This is a genomic window from Enterococcus nangangensis (assembly GCF_005405245.1).
GTDB lineage: Bacteria > Bacillota > Bacilli > Lactobacillales > Enterococcaceae > Enterococcus_J > Enterococcus_J nangangensis.
The window spans coordinates 18,342-34,595 of record NZ_BJDR01000022.1; the positions used below are offsets into that span (position 1 = coordinate 18,342).

The window sequence follows — 16,254 nt, forward strand, 5'->3', positions numbered from 1 at the left end:
GGTTGGCGAATTTTTTTTAAGTTAAATCTTCTAGCTCACCTGTTTCGTGATAAATGGTCCACTTGGCAAGATTCACGATGTGATCACCAATGCGCTCCAATAAACGAATCACCATGAAGTAACTGAAACAGGCGGGGACCGTTTGACTATCTTCCATTGCACATAAAGTAATTTGTTCCCGCAATGTTTGGTAACGAGCGTCGACTTCATCGTCTTTTTGGGCAATATTGCGGGCTTTATCCGGATCAAGGGCGATGAATGCTTGAAGAATGGCGGATAACATATCGCGGACTTGTAAGGAGAGGGCAGCAATACTCTCTTCAATTTTTTTAACTCGTAAGTTCCCTTTGACACGAATTGTTTCTTGGGCGATGCTTGCGGCGTGCTCCCGAATCCGATCGAGGTCGGAGCTAGCTTTTAAGATGCTAATGACTAAACGAAAATCAGCGGCCACCGGTTGTTTTAAAACAATGTAATTGAGGGAGAGACGTTCTAATGTATCATCTTTACCGTTAATTTTTTTTTCGTCTAAAATTTCTTGGGCGCTGCTTTTATCATGTTGGATAAAAGCCGTAATAACTTGATTAATTTCGGCATCGGCCAGTTGGCCTAATTGTAAAAAGTAGCGATTCAAGGTTACTGTTTCAGGAGTAGTGTGGGCTTGAGCCATAATCATCTTCCTTTCTGGTTAACCAAAGCGGCCGTTGAGATAGTCGTTAGTGGCTTGATGTTGGGGTGTCACAAAGATTTTTTCAGTAGGCTGACTTTCCACAAGCTCACCGTTTAGAAAAAAAGCAGTTTCATCAGAAATACGGGCAGCTTGCTGTAAGTTATGCGTCACCATAATGATGGTGTACTGTCCTTTTAATTCTTGTAAGGTTTTTTCAATTTGCAAAGTAGAAATCGGATCTAAGGCGCTTGTTGGTTCATCCAGTAAAATAATTTCAGGCTCCACGGCTAAGACGCGGGCAATGCAAATTCGTTGTTGTTGGCCTCCAGAAAAACTTAAAGCATTTTTATGCAGTAGATCTTTGACTTCATCCCAAATAGCGGCTTTTTTTAAACTTTCTTCAACACGTTGCGCGATGAAGGCTTTGTCCTGGTGGTTAGCTAAGCGTAAACCAAAGGCGACGTTATCAAAAACAGAAAAGGGAAACGGATTAGGTTGTTGAAAAACCATACCGACTTTTTTGCGTAAAGCTACCACATCGGTTTGGGGACTATAGATATTTTGCTGCTGAAAGGTGACACTGCCGGTGATGGTCACATCGTTTAAATCGTCATTCATGCGATTTAAACAACGAAGAAACGTCGACTTTCCACAACCTGAAGGACCGATTAAAGCTGAAATTTCTTTGGGCTGAAAAGTTAAGGAGATTCCTTTTAACGCTTCTTTTTTCCCATAGTATAAATGTAAATTTTCAGTGGTCAGTAAATCCATGCCAACTTCCTTTCTAGCCAAAATGGCCTGTGACATAATCTTCCGTTAACTGGACGTGGGGGGCCGTAAAGATTTGTGTAGTGGTATCAAATTCCAAGACTTCCCCTAGCTGGAAAAAAGCGGTATAGTCACTGGCTCGGGCGGCCTGTTGCATATTATGGGTCACCATAATGATGGTGTAGTCCTTTTTTAAGCGTAATAAAGTTTCTTCTAGTTTAGCGGTAGAAATGGGATCAAGTGCTGAGGCGGGTTCGTCCAATAATAAAATTTCTGGTTGTAAGGCCAACGCGCGGGCAATACACAAACGTTGTTGTTGTCCGCCGGATAAAGCTAAAGCACTTTTGGTTAAATCATCTTTCACTTCATCCCACAAAGCAACGTCTTTGAGACTTGTCTCCAAACGCTCCTGTAACAGTTTCTTATCCGTTAAACCATTTTTTTTTAGAGCAAAGGTAATGTTTTCAGCAATGGATTTATAAAAAGGATTTGGGCGTTGAAAAACCATGCCAATTTCCCGTCGTAAAGCGTAAACGTTAGTAGTGGGGTGATTAATGTCCCAATCGTGATAAAAAATTTGTCCAGCTACAGTAGCAACGCGATCGTTCAGGCGATTTAAACAACGTAAAAAAGTCGACTTGCCTGAACCTGAAGCGCCAATCAAGGAGGTAATTTTTTTTTGCGGAAAAGTCAAGCTGGTAGCGTAGAGCGCCTCCTTTTCACCATAAGTGACAGTAAGGTCAACTGTATGTAGCGCACTTGGGGTGGTTAAGGGAGCGAAATAGTGAGGGGGACGAACAAGGCTAGACAAAAGTATTCCTCCTTTAAAAAGTAGATGGGTAAATTAACGTTTTTTGGTAGTAGCTGTTAATTTTTGATAAAGACGTTGACCTAAAAAACGCGCGCAAAAGTTAAAGAGTAGCAAGACGAGAATTAAAATGACGGAAGAGCCATAGGAAATACTAACGGCATCTGGCGTGGTGGCTTCGGTGTTGACTTTCCAAATATGCACAGCCAAGGTTTCGGCCGGACGTAAAGGATTTAAAAAACTGGTGGCAGCAAAAGGATTCCAATTGCTGTAATCCACATTAATAGCACTTTGACCAGCGGTAAAAATTAAGGCTGCCGCCTCACCAAAAATGCGACCACAACTGAGAATCACCCCGGTTAAAATTCCCGGCAAAGCTACTGGTAAGAGGACATTGGTGATGGTTTTCCAATTAGATAAACCTAAGGCTAAACCCGCTTCCCGTTGTAAATTGGGGACAGTGTGCAAGGCTTCTTCAATACTGCGGGTCAGTAAGGGTAAATTAAAAAAAGTTAACGCCAAGCTTCCGGCTAAAATGGAAAAACCAATTTGCAATTGAATGACAAAAAACAAGTAGCAGAAAAGGCCAACGACAACAGAAGGCAGTGAGCTGAGGACTTCAATGGTGGTCCGCAATAATTGGTTAAAAAAACTGTCTTTGGCGTACTCGTTTAAATAAATACCGGCACCTAAAGCGATGGGTAAAGAAATCAAAATAGTTAACACCAAGAGATAAAAAGAATTAAAAAGTTGGTCGCGAATCCCCCCACCGGCTGTAAAAGATGCGGCGGAACTCGTGAGAAAGTGCCAACTGACGTGGGGCAAACCGGCGATAAGGAGGTAGCTTAAGATGCCGATTAATAAAACCACCACCAACAAAACCACCGCCGTAATTAAAAAAGTGGCTCGTTGATTTACTTTTTGCTGTTTCATGCGTAGTTCCTTCCTTTTTTAGCAATCAACCGAATTAAAAGGTTAAAGACTAAAGACATCAAAAGTAAAACTAGAGCTAACGACCAAAGAACATCGTTAGGCAAAGTACCCATAATCGTGTTACCGATATCGGTGGTGAGTTTACTGGTTAAAGTTGAAGCCGGCGTAAGTAAGCTAGTGGGCATTAACGTGGCATTGCCGATGACCATTTGCACGGCTAGCGCTTCACCGAAAGCGCGGGCCATCCCAAAAATAATCGCGGTTAATAAACCAGGGGTGGCCACCGGTAGCAAAACTTTATAAATCGTTTGCCAGCGCGTCGCTCCCAAAGCAGAGGCCGCTTGGCGTAAATGTTGTGGCACAGCGTTTAAACTGTCAATGGCTAAAGAGGTGATGGTGGGTAAAATCATCACAAAAAGTAACAGTGCTCCAGGCAAGATACCAAAGCCGCTACCCCCAAAAACTTTCCGTACGGTAGGTACTAAAAGCGTGAGGCCTAAAAAGCCGTAGACGACAGAAGGAATCCCTACTAAAAGCTCCATTACCGGTTGCAAAATTTTAGCACCGTGCTTGGGGGAAATTTCCGTCACATAAAGCGCAACGCCAAAAGCAAAAGGTGTCGCTAAAAGAGCAGCTAAAATGGTGACAGCAAATGAGGTGACAATTAACGGCAGTGCCCCCACTTGTGGTTGACCCGTAGCATCGACGACTCCCGGATTCCAATGGGTTCCGGTTAAAAATTGCCAGAGACTGACCCCGTCATGGCTAAAGGTTTTTATGCCATGACTAGTAATAAAAAATAATAAAGCAGCCACCATAGCAATGATGAGTCCAATGGCTAAGAAGCATAAACCTTTGCCCCAAATTTCTTGGCGGGTGGCGGCATTGGCTTTGGTTAAAGGATGCTGCTGCAACTTTTTTCCTCCTTTCATATAGGAAAATTAGTATTAAAGTGAATGAAATCATCAGAGGGACTGTGCCGAACTTCAGGTCACAGTCCCTCATTTTTTAAGGATTCGTTAGTTGATTGTGAGCATCTTTTTCAACTTTCATTTCGTTAATACTGATGTAGCCTAATTTACCAACCAGATTTTTTTGCACGGCGTCGCTATTCATATAGTCTAGGAATTTTTTGGTGGCCCCACTAGCCTTGCCTTTGGTATACATATGTTCGTAAGACCAAATTTTCCAATCGTTAGTGGTGACATTTTCATCAGTCGGTTCTATGCCATCAATCACTAACGCTTGGACGTCGTCAGTTAAATAGGAGAAAGCAAGGTAACTGATAGCGCCAGGTGTAGTAGCGACAATTTTTTGCACCGTGCCACTAGAGTCTTGCTCTTGGGCGGTTACGGCCTCGGCGCCAGCTAAAACATTGGCTTCAAAAGTTGCGCGGGTACCGCTACCTTGTGCACGATTAATCACGGTGATGGCTTCATCAGGTCCGCCAACTTCTTGCCAGTTGGTAATTTTACCAGTAAAGATTTCTTTCAGTTGTGTCATGGTGAGTTCTTTGAGGTGGACATCAGGATTCACAACGGGTACCATGCCTACAACAGCGACTTTATGATCGGTTAACTGGCTGGCGTCCAAACCATCTTTTTGTTCAGCAAAAATATCAGAGTTGCCAATTTCGACGGCACCAGCTGCTACTTGACTCAAACCAGTTCCCGAGCCACCTCCTTGGACGGTGACGTTGATACCACTGTTGTCTTTTTGAAAATCTTCAGCAGCGGCTTCCACCAATGGTTGTAAAGCAGTTGACCCGACGACTGTTACTTTACCGGTGCTGGCATCGGCATTTTCTTTTTTAGAACCGCAAGCACTTAGGCCAATTCCTAATAAACTTAAAGCGACTAAACCTAAATAAATTTTTTTACTTTTCATTTTTGTTGTACTCCCCTTTTTTAAGTCCTGTTCTTTGGAACAAATTTACTATAACAAGGGATTGTAAAGTCGCTGTTTGCTGGATGTAAAATCGATGTAAAGTTTTACCGGACATTTTGTTTCTTTAATAAAAAAGTGTCGAAATGAAATAAAGTCAGGTCACAGATAAAGGTTACCTGTGACCTGACTAGTCATTACTCACTGCTTTTTTCTTTCGGAAAAATAATTTTAAAAAGAGTGCCGCCTGTTGCTGGTGTTTCACTTGTGATTTTGCCATGGTGCAAGAGGACACCGTGTTTGACAATGGCCAGTCCTAACCCGGTGCCACTGATTTGTGAGCTATGGGAAAGGTCGCCCCGGTAAAAACGTTCAAAGATGCGCTCTTTTTCGCTAGGGGGGATGGCAGGGCCATCATTTGCCACGAGAATTGCAAAATGTTCAGCATCAAGATCTTCCATCGAAAAGGAGAGCTTTTTATCGTTGCCGCTATACTTTTGGGCATTTTCTAATAAGTTATAAAAAACATCTTGCAAGACACTTGGATAGCCGGAAAAAGGAATCGGCAAAGTTTTTACCGTCAAGCTTTGGTGCTGAGCTGTAAATTTTTCTTGTAAGCTAGCAATGATGGGTGCCAATAGTGCGTCCCAGTGAATGGTTTCTTTCGTCAAATCATTTTTTTGTTCAAGACTAGCCAGTTTCAACGTATCATCAATTAAATTCAAAAGACGCTTGGCTTCCGTTTGAATTTTACCGGCAAAACGGGGGATGTCGCTGTCTTTGACAATCCCTTCATGAATTATTTCAGCGTAACCTGAAATACTGGTTAAAGGCGTCTTCAGCTCATGTGTGACGTTAGCGGTGAATTCGCGGCGCATCTTCTCTTGCTGGGCTACCGCGGTAATATCAAAAAGTAAAAGTACATGACCCACGAGGTGTTTTTCATCTTCCACTGGGTTACTAATCACTTGGTAAGTTCGCTGTTGGTGATAGTAGAGCATCTCGGGTAACGTTTTTCTTTGCAATCGTTGATAAAGGGCAGCTAGCTTAGGAATCTGCTCATAAGAAGCATTAAAATCAGTGGGGAGAATGGCAAAGATTTTTTGAGCGACAGGATTAGCTAAGAGCAAATGGTCCTTAGCATCTAGCAAGATAAGTCCTTCTGCCATCTGATTGGTAATTAAGGTGAGTTGTTGTTCTTGTTGGCTCAAACGTTGAATTTGCGCTTGAATCTCTTGATTTTGTGTTTGTAAGCGGCGCATCAAAGGTTGCAGTTCGGGATACGGAGCGCTAGCTTCTGGCACTAAGAGGTCCACTTGGTTAATGGGGGTGACGATTTTTTTGGCTAAAGAGCTGGCCGCCCAAAATAAAAGGAGCAAGAGTAGGATAAAAACGCCAGCGGCAAATAACGTGACTTGACTATATAAACTCAAAAAGCTCTGTTGTGTGCTGGCTAGCCGTAACACATTACCGTCTGTCATTTTTTTTGCGTAATAAAAATTGCGCGTTAAAAAAGTAGGGGACTCCCGTTGGCTGTAGCCGCTGCCTTTAGTCAAGGCGGCGACTACTTCGGTGCGTTGGCGGTGGTTTTCCATTGTCGTCGCGTCTCCTTGATTGTCATAAAGGACGGTGCCGTCAGGGGCAATTAACGTAATGCGTTCTGTACTGCTTAAATTTTTTAAGCCACTGAAGCCCTCTTTTTCATAGACGCCGGTGACCAAGGAGTTTTCTTGGGTTAATTGTTGGTAGAAAATTTGGCGTAATTGAAAATATAAAAAAATGGAGAGGGCTGTCAGCAAGAGCAACAAGGTGGTCAGCGTTAACCATAAATTTTGATAGAAAATTTTCTTTTTCATGCCGAATCCTCCGGCGCTAGGTTTTCACTGGCGAAACGGTAACCGTAATTGCGGACTGTTTCAATGTAAGGCGCAAAAGTACCCAGCTTTTGGCGTAAAGAGGCGATATGGACATCCACGGTGCGACTCTCGCCGTCGTATTCATACCCCCAAATGGTTTCTAACAACAAGTCCCGACTCAAAGCAATGCGGGGATGCGTGAGTAACTCTTGTAGCAGTAAAAATTCTTTGTTCGTTAAATTAAGCTTGGTATGGGCTAGATAAACTTGATGGCTAAAGGCATCAAAGGTTAGGTCTCCAAATTTTTTCAAAGCGTCGGCGGTAGTGGGGGCAGTTCCTAATTGACTCCGCCGCAATAATGCTTTGACACGGGCGACTAATTCTAAAGCACCAAAGGGTTTACTTAAGTAATCATCAGCGCCGATATTTAACCCGCGGACTTTGTCTAGCTCACTTCCTTTGGCACTGAGAATTAGTACCGGAATTTGTTGGGTGGCCGGATGCGCCCGCAAGTCTTTAAGTAAAGTCAGGCCATCAATACCTGGCAACATTAAATCTAAAATAATTAATTGCGGGCTGTTCTCCTTCAGTGCTTGCTGAAAGGTGAAACCATCAGGAAAGCCTTTAGTCTCAGCGACTAAGCTCGTCAGAGTATACACGATTAGTTCACGAATATTTTCATCATCTTCGACAGTATAAATCATCCTTTGCCCTCCTTTCAGGGTAAGTTTATTATACCGTAGCCCCAGCTAAAGACCGCAGTAAAAATTGCTAAATTGTTGTAAAGTTTTCACAAAGTTCGGAAAAGCTAGTAAAAATAAAAAAAGAAGAGTGCTGGTCTGAAGTCTTCAGACCAGTGCTCTTCAACAAATTTTTTACGGCAGCATATCTTTCAATGGGCCGATGCGGAAAAAGCCTAGCAGATAAATAATCAGGAAAATCCCTAACACACTAAAAACGAGCCAGTTAAAGACTTGCATGTAACGTACACCAAACATGGGGTTGCCTAAAACATAATCGCGCTTATGACGCCGATGAATTTTACCAGAGCTTACTTTGCCTTTTAAAGCCGGAGTTTCGTCAAAAATTTCTAAAAGGCGCTGGGCGTCTTTTTGATAAAACATTTCTACGAAAATGTCTCCTTGGCTTTCAAAATCCAGATAATAATACCCGTCACCACCAGCTTTAGCGATATCCATCACGCGGGGGTCAGCGGTGGAAATAGTGAAAGGTGAAATTTTTTGGTACTGCAAGGTGATTTGGTCGATGGAGGTGTAAGGATAAGAATAGTAAAGCCCCTCTTCTAAATATTCCACGACGACTAAAAAAATAATTCGTTCTTGGGTAAAGAGCAAGAGGCGATTGCCCCGGAGATCTAAAAATGTATCTACATACTCTCTAGCACGGGGGGAGCGGGCATAAGTCATCCCTAAAAGCCCGCTGTTCATGACAGCCGAGTTGCTTTCATTAGTGATGGGTAAGGCATAACGGATTTCCTCGTCGGTATTTAGTTCATCTTTTAATAATTCTTGGAGCTCTTGCCATAAAATATACATCTTAGTTCGTTGAAAAAGTTGTTTTTTTTCAGCGACATCTAGGTGACCGTTGACGACGGCTTTAAAACTATTTTTGTGATTCATGATGATGTTCCTCCTTTAAGACGCTACGTAATTTTTTCCGTCCACGTGACAAGCGATTATAAATCAAAGGCACCGAAAGCTCTAAAGCAGCGGCAATTTCTTCAGGGGTCGCTTGATAAAAGTAATAACGGAGAAAAATTTCTTGGTCTTCGACACTGAGACTAGTTAAGAGGTCTAAAAAATGATCTTTGGCTAAAGGCAGTTCTTCTTCTGCCACTAGATCATGAGCTAATTGATCCAAGGAAACTTTTTTTTGCCGCAACATTTGCCTTTGATAGTCTAAGACGATACGTCGAGCGATGATACTGCTCCAGGTTTTAAGGCTCGCTTTTTCAGAATCAAATAATTGAATCTTTTGCCAAATTTTAAAATAGATTTTATTTTCCAGTTCGGGAATTTCGTCATAATCTTGCGGCAGGAGCAGTTGCAAAATACTTTGGCGAATATTTTCAGCGTAGTGCTCAATAAAAAGCTCTAAACCGTCAAAATCCCGTTGGCGCAATTGTTGCACCAGTTGTCTTTCTAATTCAGGGGACACCCTTACCACCTCCTTAATCTTTAACACCCTTATATACGCCGTAAAAGGAAAAAAAACTATCATCAAGATAAAAAATATTTTTATCCGAGAATAATTAATGATGTTAAGAAGCGTTAAAACAGCGTAAAATCAGCGTTTCCATTTATCTTTTTTTGTGCAATGAGAACAAAAAAGTTGCTGTTGTTCTCACGTTGTTCCCAAATTAAGGGAAATATAAAAAGAAGTCCTAAGCTCAAATGTATGAATTTAGAACTTCTTTTTATATTTTCATATAGAACGTACGTTCTATTTTTGGTTAAAAAAAAGAGGATAATGATTTAGTTTCATAAAGTCTAAGTACAATTTTTTTGTGATTTCTAAGTAGTTTTGGTTTAATTGATACCGCACTAGAAATTGTAAAGCATTAAACGAGTAAAGATCAATTTCAGGATTTTCTAGATAAGGATATAATAATTTCTTAATCATGAAACAATTTGCTTCAAACTCCATTTTTTCACGCATAGTAGCAGTAATACGATACAATTGAGAGTTTTGTTGATGCAAGCAGGCATGACCGAGCTCATGTAAGATTGCAATTTTCTGATCATACTCCGTAAGGTGTGTATTAACAGCAATAATATTAAAATCTGGAGAATAGAATGCAGGAGCTTGCAGCTCCATATCATAGACAAGCTGTACGTCTAGACTTTTAACAAGTTGGGCAATAGTGTAATCTGATTTCATAGTACATACCGAGTCTTAATCAATAAAAGATTCCTTCCGAAGCAGTATTTACAATTTTATATGATTATACACTATTTTCCACCTAAAAACATGATAAGTAGCTAAAATGGGAAAAATTGCTATAAAAAATATAAGTTTTAATTTTACTTAGTTTGAATTTAAAAGCTGTCTTGTACGAAATAAAGATGTGGGAAGTCGAAGTTATTCAATTAACAGACGTGTTAATTATACGTATACTTTCTGGTGTAAGGAGGATTTAAATGTCAAAAAACAAACCTTACAAAGTGGTTGTCAAAGTGATGAAAAAAGATGGTTGGGAAAAAGATCATACATCTGACTCTCACGAAATTTACGTGAAAGATGGTTTTCCATCGTGTCCTGTAAAATGTACAAAAAGACATTCCATCAGGAACATTGACGAACATCGAGAGGATAACAGGGCTAAAATTTTAGCCTTGTATCCTTAAATGGCGACAAGCTTATATTAGGGGGGAATGGCAGTGAAAAATCGTGTGATATATCCGTATACTATTTCTATTGAAGATGATATTTATTATGTGAATTTTCTCGATTTTGATAATTGCTTTACAGATGGTGACTCATTAGAGGAAGCAATGATTAATGCAAAAGATGTATTAGAGGGAACGTTATTTGTATTGCTAAAGAACAATCAAGAGCTTCCTTCACCAACTGTAGAGTTTAGTTCAGTTCCAGAAAATACTCGACTTGCATATGCGGATGTATGGATTGATCCAATCGTTGAAAAAGTTCAAATCCAGTCTGTAAAAAAAACACTTACTATTCCAAAATGGCTTAATGATGAGTCAGAGAAGCAAGGAATTAATTTTTCGACTGTCTTACAAGCAGCTTTACGAGAAGAGCTTGGAATTACTCACTAATTAAAGAAGAGAGCCAATGACTTAACCACAAAGTTATTGGTTCTTTTTTACAGTTTAATTATACAAACTATCTTACGCTCTCAAAAAAATATATTTTTATTGTAAAAAAATATTTTTAAAGTAAAATAGTAATATAAGGAGGTGAAAACGTATGCAAGAACTAACAAAAAAAGAAAGACAAATTATGAATATTTTTTGGAATGAGAATAAAAGCTTATCTGCAAATAATATTATTCTACTGGACTCTAGTTTAAGTAAAAATACTGTACAAGCGGTGTTAAGGAAGTTACTCAAATATAAACTGATTCATGTCGTTGATATTGGTTATAGCGGTACTGTGCTTACTCGACTGTACGAAGCACGTATTTCACAAGAAGAATTTGTGGCAGAATTGTTAACTGATGATGCGTTTAAAAATTTATTAGCAAATTATATTGAGAATACGGATGATAATACTGAGCTAGACATGCTAGATCGGCTTATTCAGGAAAAAAAGCAAAAATTAAAAAAGGATAATGAATAATGATTTTTTCCCTTTCTTCACTATTAATATCATCACTTTTGTCATGTGTATTAATTTTGGTATTACGAGTATTGCTGAAAAAGACGGCAATTTATCGAGTGGTTAGAACGGATTTTTTAAATATTTTTTGTTTAGTAATCTTTTTACGTTTACTTTTTCCAGTGGAACTCAAAAATACTATGACATTACCTTCTAGAGTAGTTTTACCTACGCTTTTTAAAGTGCTAGCAACTACATTTTATGTAGGACAGTTTGATTTTTCGTTAGAGGAGTTATTATTTGTTATTTGGATTTTCGGTTCATGTTTTTACTTAGCAAAACTATTTGTGAATATCTTTAAATTGAAAAATGTGGTTAATCAGATTGCTGAATACGGCAAACCAGTAGAACTTGAACTGAGCAACAGAAATACAAGTATTTTTATTACGGATTTCGTTGGTACTCCAACTGTTTTAGGCGTATTTCATAGGTATATTTTAATTCCCAGTAGAAAGTACACTGCACAAGAGTTAGAGTACATTTTGTTACATGAAAAACAACATATACAAAATAGAGATATTTTGAAGAAAATGGTATTGGAGTTGCTGATTGTAGCATATTGGTGGCTTGTTCCCCTCTATTTTTTTAGAAAACAATTTAATTTGGTATTGGAATTTTCAGTTGATAAACAAGTAACGCAGCAACTCTCAGATTCTGAGTACTTTGATTATGCACAATCATTAGTGAGTGTCCAAAAGAAAAATAGTTTAGAAACTCTATCCCCGAATATTGTGGCTAATTTTACAATTTCAGAGAAATTTACGTTACAGAAAAGAATAAATTTTTTACTAGAAGGTTATGAAAATCGCAAAACGAAGAAAAGTATTCTAGCAATATGCTTGTTACTGCCATTAGTGGTTACATCGTTTATTTTTGAGCCTTATCATATCAGTGAAGAACGTGTCGTTGGTACGGAAACAGTGGATATGAACGCAGATACGTACCTTTTAAAAAAACAGGATGGAACATATGTCTTATATATTGATGGGCAAGATATGGGCATAGTTTCTGATACAAAAGATTCATCTCTTAAAGAGTTGAAAATAATAAATGAAGAGGGAAAATAATGAAAAAGATTGGTATCATGAGCTTTTTACTGCTATCTTTTTTAGTAGTAGGATCCAGTAAAAGTCATGCAGAAGAGTCTGCTGAAGGAAGCGCAGTATCAATTAAAGTAGAGTACAAAAGCCATATACTTGAATGGCGGTTTAAAAACATTGGTGGTTACGCTTATAAAAGGCAATACGACTGTACTGCCGATAAGTGGTTAGGAGAATGGGTAAGAGTTTAGCTTAAGTAAAAGATAAAGAGACATGTTCAAGTATTATAGTTGGAATGCTTGAACGTGTCTCTTTTTTGGTTTATCTGATTATATATTATGATGGTTCACCTCACACAAAAATTCACGGAAAATGAAAATCTGAATGATTTTTCAATTTCTATGGATTTTGTTTTTTGAAGCGGTTATGTCACAGTGCCCTGACGTACCATTGTGCCTTTTAAAATATTTAGATTTTAATAGAATACAATTTTTTCACAAACAAATAATTTTTATATCTTTATAGATTATTTTTTTAATTTAATTGTAAAAAACGATTGTATTAAAAATCGATTTGAGATAGAATAGCATTGTAATCGATTACAATACAAACTGTAAATAAAATGGCATTGATGGTGCTCTTAGTATGAGAGAGGAGACTAATAATCAAGGATAGGGAAAAAGTAAAAATATTATCTTTGGGAGGAAAAATTCGTGAAGAAAACAAAAGTAAAAATTGCATTAGTATCTTTGGTAGCATCGATTGGATTAGGTGCAACCAGCGCTTTTGCTACACAATTTGGCACTGCTGCAGCTGGGGCTAGTTCAACTGAAACTGCCCAATTATACTATTTTGGAACGGTATGGGTATACCCTAAAGAATCTGGTTATAAACAAGGAACATTCAAATATTCTCGGGGTGGAAAAACTCTATTAACTCGCAAAACAACTTATTATAGTAACCCGTCTACTGTAGCTAAAATGACCAGCTCCACCGCGACTGGCGGTGTGTGGGACAGTTTAAATCCATTCGCAAGTAAAACTACTTTTAGCTACAATCATACTAAATAATAGAAATGAGCGAAGGTTAATGAAAAAACTAATATTAAGCCGAAAAGATATTATTCTATTGTTTACTTTGGTAACTATTTATATTCTTTTCAATAGTTTAATAGTTTTTTATGCGGACCTTTTCAATAATGAGGGTAGCGTTATTATATTGTCTATCCTCTTTATTGCGCTCAAAAGTAAATCTATTTTTTTTCTAGTTATTAGTTTTATACCAATTATTCTTTGGTTTTATCGAATAATTGAAACTCATGTAACAGAGTGTAAACTAAGGGTAATATGTGGAGATACATATGGTAAATTGACATTCAGGTTTTTTATCACAGTTATATTGATACAAGTAAGTAGCCTGCTTTTTTTGGGAATTACATTTTTTTATCAGTTGAAAAATAGTTCTAAATCTGAAGCTCTAGTGGAAGCATTTGCTCTTTACGGGAAATTTTTTTTCTTGTTTTTAGCTATAGACATTATTGAATCGATTATTCTTTTTAAGAAAAGGTGAGTACGATGCGTAATATTTATTTATTAAAGGATATTCTCTTTAGACGAAAGGCGTTGCTTTTCATTTCCATAGCTCTTCTCTTTTTTGTCAATATTTTGTTATTTACAGTGATAAGGTCAATTTACTCTGTATCAGAAAATATGCTTAGTTTGAGGCAATTTTCAAAGCAAACAGTTTATGTAGGAAATGACCAATCAACAGCTGAAGAGAATGATTCTTTATTTTCGGAAAATACTTTGAATAATTCTAACGAACTAGCACACGACGTTGTAGATTATCTGCAAACTAACTATTCTTATGCGATTAATTGGGTGATAGACAGTCCATATTTAAAACAAGATGAAAATAATATTACGTTTAGATCAATTGATCAAAGCTCGTTGACTATGTTTTCTATGGACATTATGGATGGGCAGAGTTTTACAAGCAAAGACTTTCTAGAGAGCACAACTAATATTCCTGTTCTAGTAGGTTCAGCCTTAAGTGGAAATTACCCAGTAGGAACAGTATTTCATACGATTAATCCTACAAATGAAAAAGAGGAGTCCTATGAAGTGATAGGTGTCTTACAAGACAACTCTTTTGTATCTTCTTTGTACGCAATTGATTCTAAAGATTATTTAAATTATTCTGTTATACGCCCAATTACAGATGCTGATAAAAAAACAATTAATATCACTGAACTAGTTTTGGGATTACAAGATTTATTGGTTTTTGGAGAAGATAAAAAAGGTGTTCAGAATCTAAGCAGTTATTTGAAAAAGGAATTGAATTATACAGTCAAATTTTATCCACAGACAGAAAACTTTGAAGATTTTTTTTCACAATATAAGGCCGGTGTGGCGATTTTAATAGGTATTGGAATTATTTTCCTAGGTGGAACAATAACGTTGATTGTTTGGAATGTCTACATTTCTTACCAACTAATGATTAGAGAAATTACTATTAGAATGATGGTAGGGCTATCTCCAAAAACGTTTCAACGAGCACTACTAATTAGTCAATTTTGCTTAGGAATGGTATCAATTATACCTGTTTATTTTTATGCTCTAAGTATGCGAGTCGTAATTAATAAAAGTATTATGACCTCATTTAAAACGATGACTTATTTGGGACTTGCTACGATGGATAGTGTATCTATCTTAATTTTAACTGGAATCATTATAAGTACTATGATGATTTCTGCATGGGCAATAAATCGCAAAGTATCTAAAATTCCAATCTCATTGAGGGTGTTAGAATGACAGAAATAATTTCATTAAAAGAGATTAATAAATCATATAGATTCAAAAAGAATCATTATGAAGTTCTAAAAAAAATTAATTTTACAGTTAACCAAGGAGATATGATTGCTATTATGGGGGAATCTGGTGCGGGTAAAACGACATTACTTAATCTAATAGGATTCTTAGATACATCTTTTACGGGTAGATATGATTTTTATGGTCAAAACACTGCGTTGATGGATGTACAAAGTTTTGCAAAATTAAGAAATCAAAAGCTAGGATTCGTATTACAAGAGTCTGCGGTTATTAATGATATAACCGTGGAAGAAAATATTTTGTTACCTGCGTATTATAGCAAAGAAGGTTCTAAATTTTATGAAAAAAAGATGGAAGAGATTGCGAATCGAATTGGAATTCAAGATATACTTTCAAAATATCCTAAAATGCTTTCTGGTGGTCAAAAGGCAAGAGTTGTATTGGCGAGAGCACTTCTTATGAGTCCAGCAATTATACTAGCAGATGAACCAACAGCTTCCTTAGACGAAAAGAATAAAAATACCATTTTAGATTATCTAAAAGAACTGAATGACCAAGGGACTACGATTATCACAGTGACCCACGATTATAATGTAGCTGAAACTCATAAACAGGTGTATCAAATTGTTAATGGAAAGATAGAAAGGCGTGTTTAAAAAATGGGTTTTTGGGTAATGGTGCTTTCTTTTGTTGCTGGAATATTTTTAATTGTAAAGTCTATAACTTTAAGAAGAAAAATTATAGGTAATCTTTTTTTGAATAAAATTGCTTTATTCGGCATAGGATGTTTAGGAGTAGTTTTTGCAATTTACTTAGGTTGGCCTAAATAAGCGGATTATATTCTGGTATTGCAATTTCAACCTTTAATAATTTATTGTAAAACGGAGATGCGAATGTTTTTCTGGATCTTTTTCAACAAATACATCCTTGCTTCTTACTTAACAAAGATTTTATTTCTTATGCCATAGTTCCTGCACTGGGAATTTTAATCGTTCTTTTATGGTTAAAAAGAAGAAAAGTACAAACGTAAGCGGGAAGTAAACGAGTATATGTCAAATAGGCAATCGCAGTTCTACAATGGATGTAGAGGTGATTGCCTATT

Annotated in this window: 20 protein-coding genes; 9 read left to right on the forward strand and 11 right to left on the reverse strand. The window is 37.6% G+C overall.

Going from position 1 to position 16,254, the window contains the following annotated elements; all coding sequences use genetic code 11:
* Positions 1-16: 16 nt before the first annotated feature.
* The 11 genes from phoU to FFM57_RS07630 all read right to left on the reverse strand — a co-directional run bounded on the left by phoU (position 17) and on the right by FFM57_RS07630 (position 9,820).
* Entirely contained in the window at positions 17-670 is a 654-nt protein-coding gene (phoU, locus tag FFM57_RS07580; RefSeq protein ID WP_170999929.1) for a phosphate signaling complex protein PhoU, read from the reverse strand.
* Positions 671-688: 18 nt separating this feature from the next.
* Positions 689-1,441, reverse strand: a complete 753-nt coding sequence (gene pstB, locus FFM57_RS07585; protein WP_137599913.1) for a phosphate ABC transporter ATP-binding protein PstB — start codon at positions 1,439-1,441, stop codon at positions 689-691.
* 13 nt (positions 1,442-1,454) lie between these two features.
* On the reverse strand, positions 1,455-2,249 hold the full coding sequence (gene pstB / locus FFM57_RS07590) for a phosphate ABC transporter ATP-binding protein PstB (protein WP_137599914.1): 795 nt from the start codon (positions 2,247-2,249) through the stop codon (positions 1,455-1,457).
* A gap of 33 nt (positions 2,250-2,282) precedes the next feature.
* Positions 2,283-3,179: a phosphate ABC transporter permease PstA gene (gene pstA / locus FFM57_RS07595; RefSeq protein ID WP_137599915.1), complete on the reverse strand. Its 897-nt coding sequence runs from the start codon at positions 3,177-3,179 to the stop codon at positions 2,283-2,285.
* Positions 3,176-4,111, reverse strand: coding sequence for a phosphate ABC transporter permease subunit PstC (pstC, locus tag FFM57_RS07600; RefSeq protein ID WP_137599916.1), 936 nt, complete (start codon positions 4,109-4,111; stop codon positions 3,176-3,178). Before pstC ends, pstA begins: the two co-directional genes overlap by 4 nt.
* 76 nt (positions 4,112-4,187) lie before the next feature.
* Positions 4,188-5,066: a phosphate ABC transporter substrate-binding protein PstS family protein gene (locus FFM57_RS07605; protein WP_137599917.1), complete on the reverse strand. Its 879-nt coding sequence runs from the start codon at positions 5,064-5,066 to the stop codon at positions 4,188-4,190.
* Positions 5,067-5,260: 194 nt separating this feature from the next.
* A complete protein-coding gene (locus FFM57_RS07610) occupies positions 5,261-6,919 on the reverse strand; it encodes a sensor histidine kinase (protein ID WP_137599918.1) in 1,659 nt (552 codons plus the stop codon).
* Positions 6,916-7,623 (reverse strand): response regulator transcription factor, encoded by a 708-nt coding sequence (locus tag FFM57_RS07615; protein ID WP_137599919.1) that lies wholly within the window; start codon positions 7,621-7,623, stop codon positions 6,916-6,918. Before FFM57_RS07615 ends, FFM57_RS07610 begins: the two co-directional genes overlap by 4 nt.
* A gap of 171 nt (positions 7,624-7,794) precedes the next feature.
* Positions 7,795-8,559: a hypothetical protein gene (locus FFM57_RS07620; protein WP_137599920.1), complete on the reverse strand. Its 765-nt coding sequence runs from the start codon at positions 8,557-8,559 to the stop codon at positions 7,795-7,797.
* On the reverse strand, positions 8,543-9,097 hold the full coding sequence (locus FFM57_RS07625; protein WP_170999930.1) for a sigma-70 family RNA polymerase sigma factor: 555 nt from the start codon (positions 9,095-9,097) through the stop codon (positions 8,543-8,545). Before FFM57_RS07625 ends, FFM57_RS07620 begins: the two co-directional genes overlap by 17 nt.
* A 285-nt stretch (positions 9,098-9,382) precedes the next feature.
* On the reverse strand, positions 9,383-9,820 hold the full coding sequence (locus FFM57_RS07630) for an ImmA/IrrE family metallo-endopeptidase (RefSeq protein WP_137599922.1): 438 nt from the start codon (positions 9,818-9,820) through the stop codon (positions 9,383-9,385).
* Positions 9,821-10,080: 260 nt separating this feature from the next.
* Between FFM57_RS07630 and FFM57_RS07635 the strand changes: the two genes are divergently transcribed.
* From FFM57_RS07635 to FFM57_RS09870, 9 genes are all read left to right on the forward strand, one after another.
* Entirely contained in the window at positions 10,081-10,287 is a 207-nt protein-coding gene (locus tag FFM57_RS07635) for a hypothetical protein (RefSeq protein WP_246023463.1), read from the forward strand.
* A 33-nt stretch (positions 10,288-10,320) separates the two neighbouring features.
* Positions 10,321-10,719, forward strand: a complete 399-nt coding sequence (locus tag FFM57_RS07640) for a type II toxin-antitoxin system HicB family antitoxin (protein ID WP_137599923.1) — start codon at positions 10,321-10,323, stop codon at positions 10,717-10,719.
* A gap of 151 nt (positions 10,720-10,870) precedes the next feature.
* Positions 10,871-11,242, forward strand: coding sequence for a BlaI/MecI/CopY family transcriptional regulator (locus FFM57_RS07645; protein ID WP_137599924.1), 372 nt, complete (start codon positions 10,871-10,873; stop codon positions 11,240-11,242).
* On the forward strand, positions 11,242-12,348 hold the full coding sequence (locus tag FFM57_RS07650; protein WP_137599925.1) for a M56 family metallopeptidase: 1,107 nt from the start codon (positions 11,242-11,244) through the stop codon (positions 12,346-12,348). The genes FFM57_RS07645 and FFM57_RS07650 overlap by 1 nt, the downstream gene beginning before the upstream one ends.
* Positions 12,348-12,572 carry a hypothetical protein gene (locus tag FFM57_RS07655; protein ID WP_137599926.1) on the forward strand — a complete coding sequence of 75 codons (225 nt, stop codon included), beginning with the start codon at positions 12,348-12,350 and terminating at the stop codon, positions 12,570-12,572. Before FFM57_RS07650 ends, FFM57_RS07655 begins: the two co-directional genes overlap by 1 nt.
* 462 nt (positions 12,573-13,034) lie before the next feature.
* Entirely contained in the window at positions 13,035-13,391 is a 357-nt protein-coding gene (locus tag FFM57_RS07660) for a hypothetical protein (protein WP_137599927.1), read from the forward strand.
* Positions 13,392-13,895: 504 nt separating this feature from the next.
* Positions 13,896-15,134, forward strand: a complete 1,239-nt coding sequence (locus FFM57_RS07665; protein ID WP_137599928.1) for an ABC transporter permease — start codon at positions 13,896-13,898, stop codon at positions 15,132-15,134.
* Positions 15,131-15,808: an ABC transporter ATP-binding protein gene (locus FFM57_RS07670; protein ID WP_137599929.1), complete on the forward strand. Its 678-nt coding sequence runs from the start codon at positions 15,131-15,133 to the stop codon at positions 15,806-15,808. Before FFM57_RS07665 ends, FFM57_RS07670 begins: the two co-directional genes overlap by 4 nt.
* A gap of 3 nt (positions 15,809-15,811) precedes the next feature.
* Positions 15,812-15,982, forward strand: coding sequence for a hypothetical protein (locus FFM57_RS09870; protein WP_170999932.1), 171 nt, complete (start codon positions 15,812-15,814; stop codon positions 15,980-15,982).
* Positions 15,983-16,254 lie beyond the last annotated feature (272 nt).

Bases quoted from the DNA above. Each gene is read 5' to 3' on its own strand.
- phoU (WP_170999929.1), bottom strand. From the start codon at position 670: ATGGCTCAAGCCCACACTACTCCTGAAACAGTAACCTTGAATCGCTAC.
- pstB (WP_137599913.1), bottom strand. From the start codon at position 1,441: ATGGATTTACTGACCACTGAAAATTTACATTTATACTATGGGAAAAAA.
- pstA (WP_137599915.1), bottom strand. From the start codon at position 3,179: ATGAAACAGCAAAAAGTAAATCAACGAGCCACTTTTTTAATTACGGCG.
- pstC (WP_137599916.1), bottom strand. From the start codon at position 4,111: ATGAAAGGAGGAAAAAAGTTGCAGCAGCATCCTTTAACCAAAGCCAAT.
- FFM57_RS07605 (WP_137599917.1), bottom strand. From the start codon at position 5,066: ATGAAAAGTAAAAAAATTTATTTAGGTTTAGTCGCTTTAAGTTTATTA.
- FFM57_RS07610 (WP_137599918.1), bottom strand. From the start codon at position 6,919: ATGAAAAAGAAAATTTTCTATCAAAATTTATGGTTAACGCTGACCACC.
- FFM57_RS07615 (WP_137599919.1), bottom strand. From the start codon at position 7,623: ATGATTTATACTGTCGAAGATGATGAAAATATTCGTGAACTAATCGTG.
- FFM57_RS07620 (WP_137599920.1), bottom strand. From the start codon at position 8,559: ATGAATCACAAAAATAGTTTTAAAGCCGTCGTCAACGGTCACCTAGAT.
- FFM57_RS07630 (WP_137599922.1), bottom strand. From the start codon at position 9,820: ATGAAATCAGATTACACTATTGCCCAACTTGTTAAAAGTCTAGACGTA.
- FFM57_RS07635 (WP_246023463.1), top strand. From the start codon at position 10,081: ATGTCAAAAAACAAACCTTACAAAGTGGTTGTCAAAGTGATGAAAAAA.
- FFM57_RS07645 (WP_137599924.1), top strand. From the start codon at position 10,871: ATGCAAGAACTAACAAAAAAAGAAAGACAAATTATGAATATTTTTTGG.
- FFM57_RS07650 (WP_137599925.1), top strand. From the start codon at position 11,242: ATGATTTTTTCCCTTTCTTCACTATTAATATCATCACTTTTGTCATGT.
- FFM57_RS07655 (WP_137599926.1), top strand. From the start codon at position 12,348: ATGAAAAAGATTGGTATCATGAGCTTTTTACTGCTATCTTTTTTAGTA.
- FFM57_RS07665 (WP_137599928.1), top strand. From the start codon at position 13,896: ATGCGTAATATTTATTTATTAAAGGATATTCTCTTTAGACGAAAGGCG.
- FFM57_RS07670 (WP_137599929.1), top strand. From the start codon at position 15,131: ATGACAGAAATAATTTCATTAAAAGAGATTAATAAATCATATAGATTC.
- FFM57_RS09870 (WP_170999932.1), top strand. From the start codon at position 15,812: ATGGGTTTTTGGGTAATGGTGCTTTCTTTTGTTGCTGGAATATTTTTA.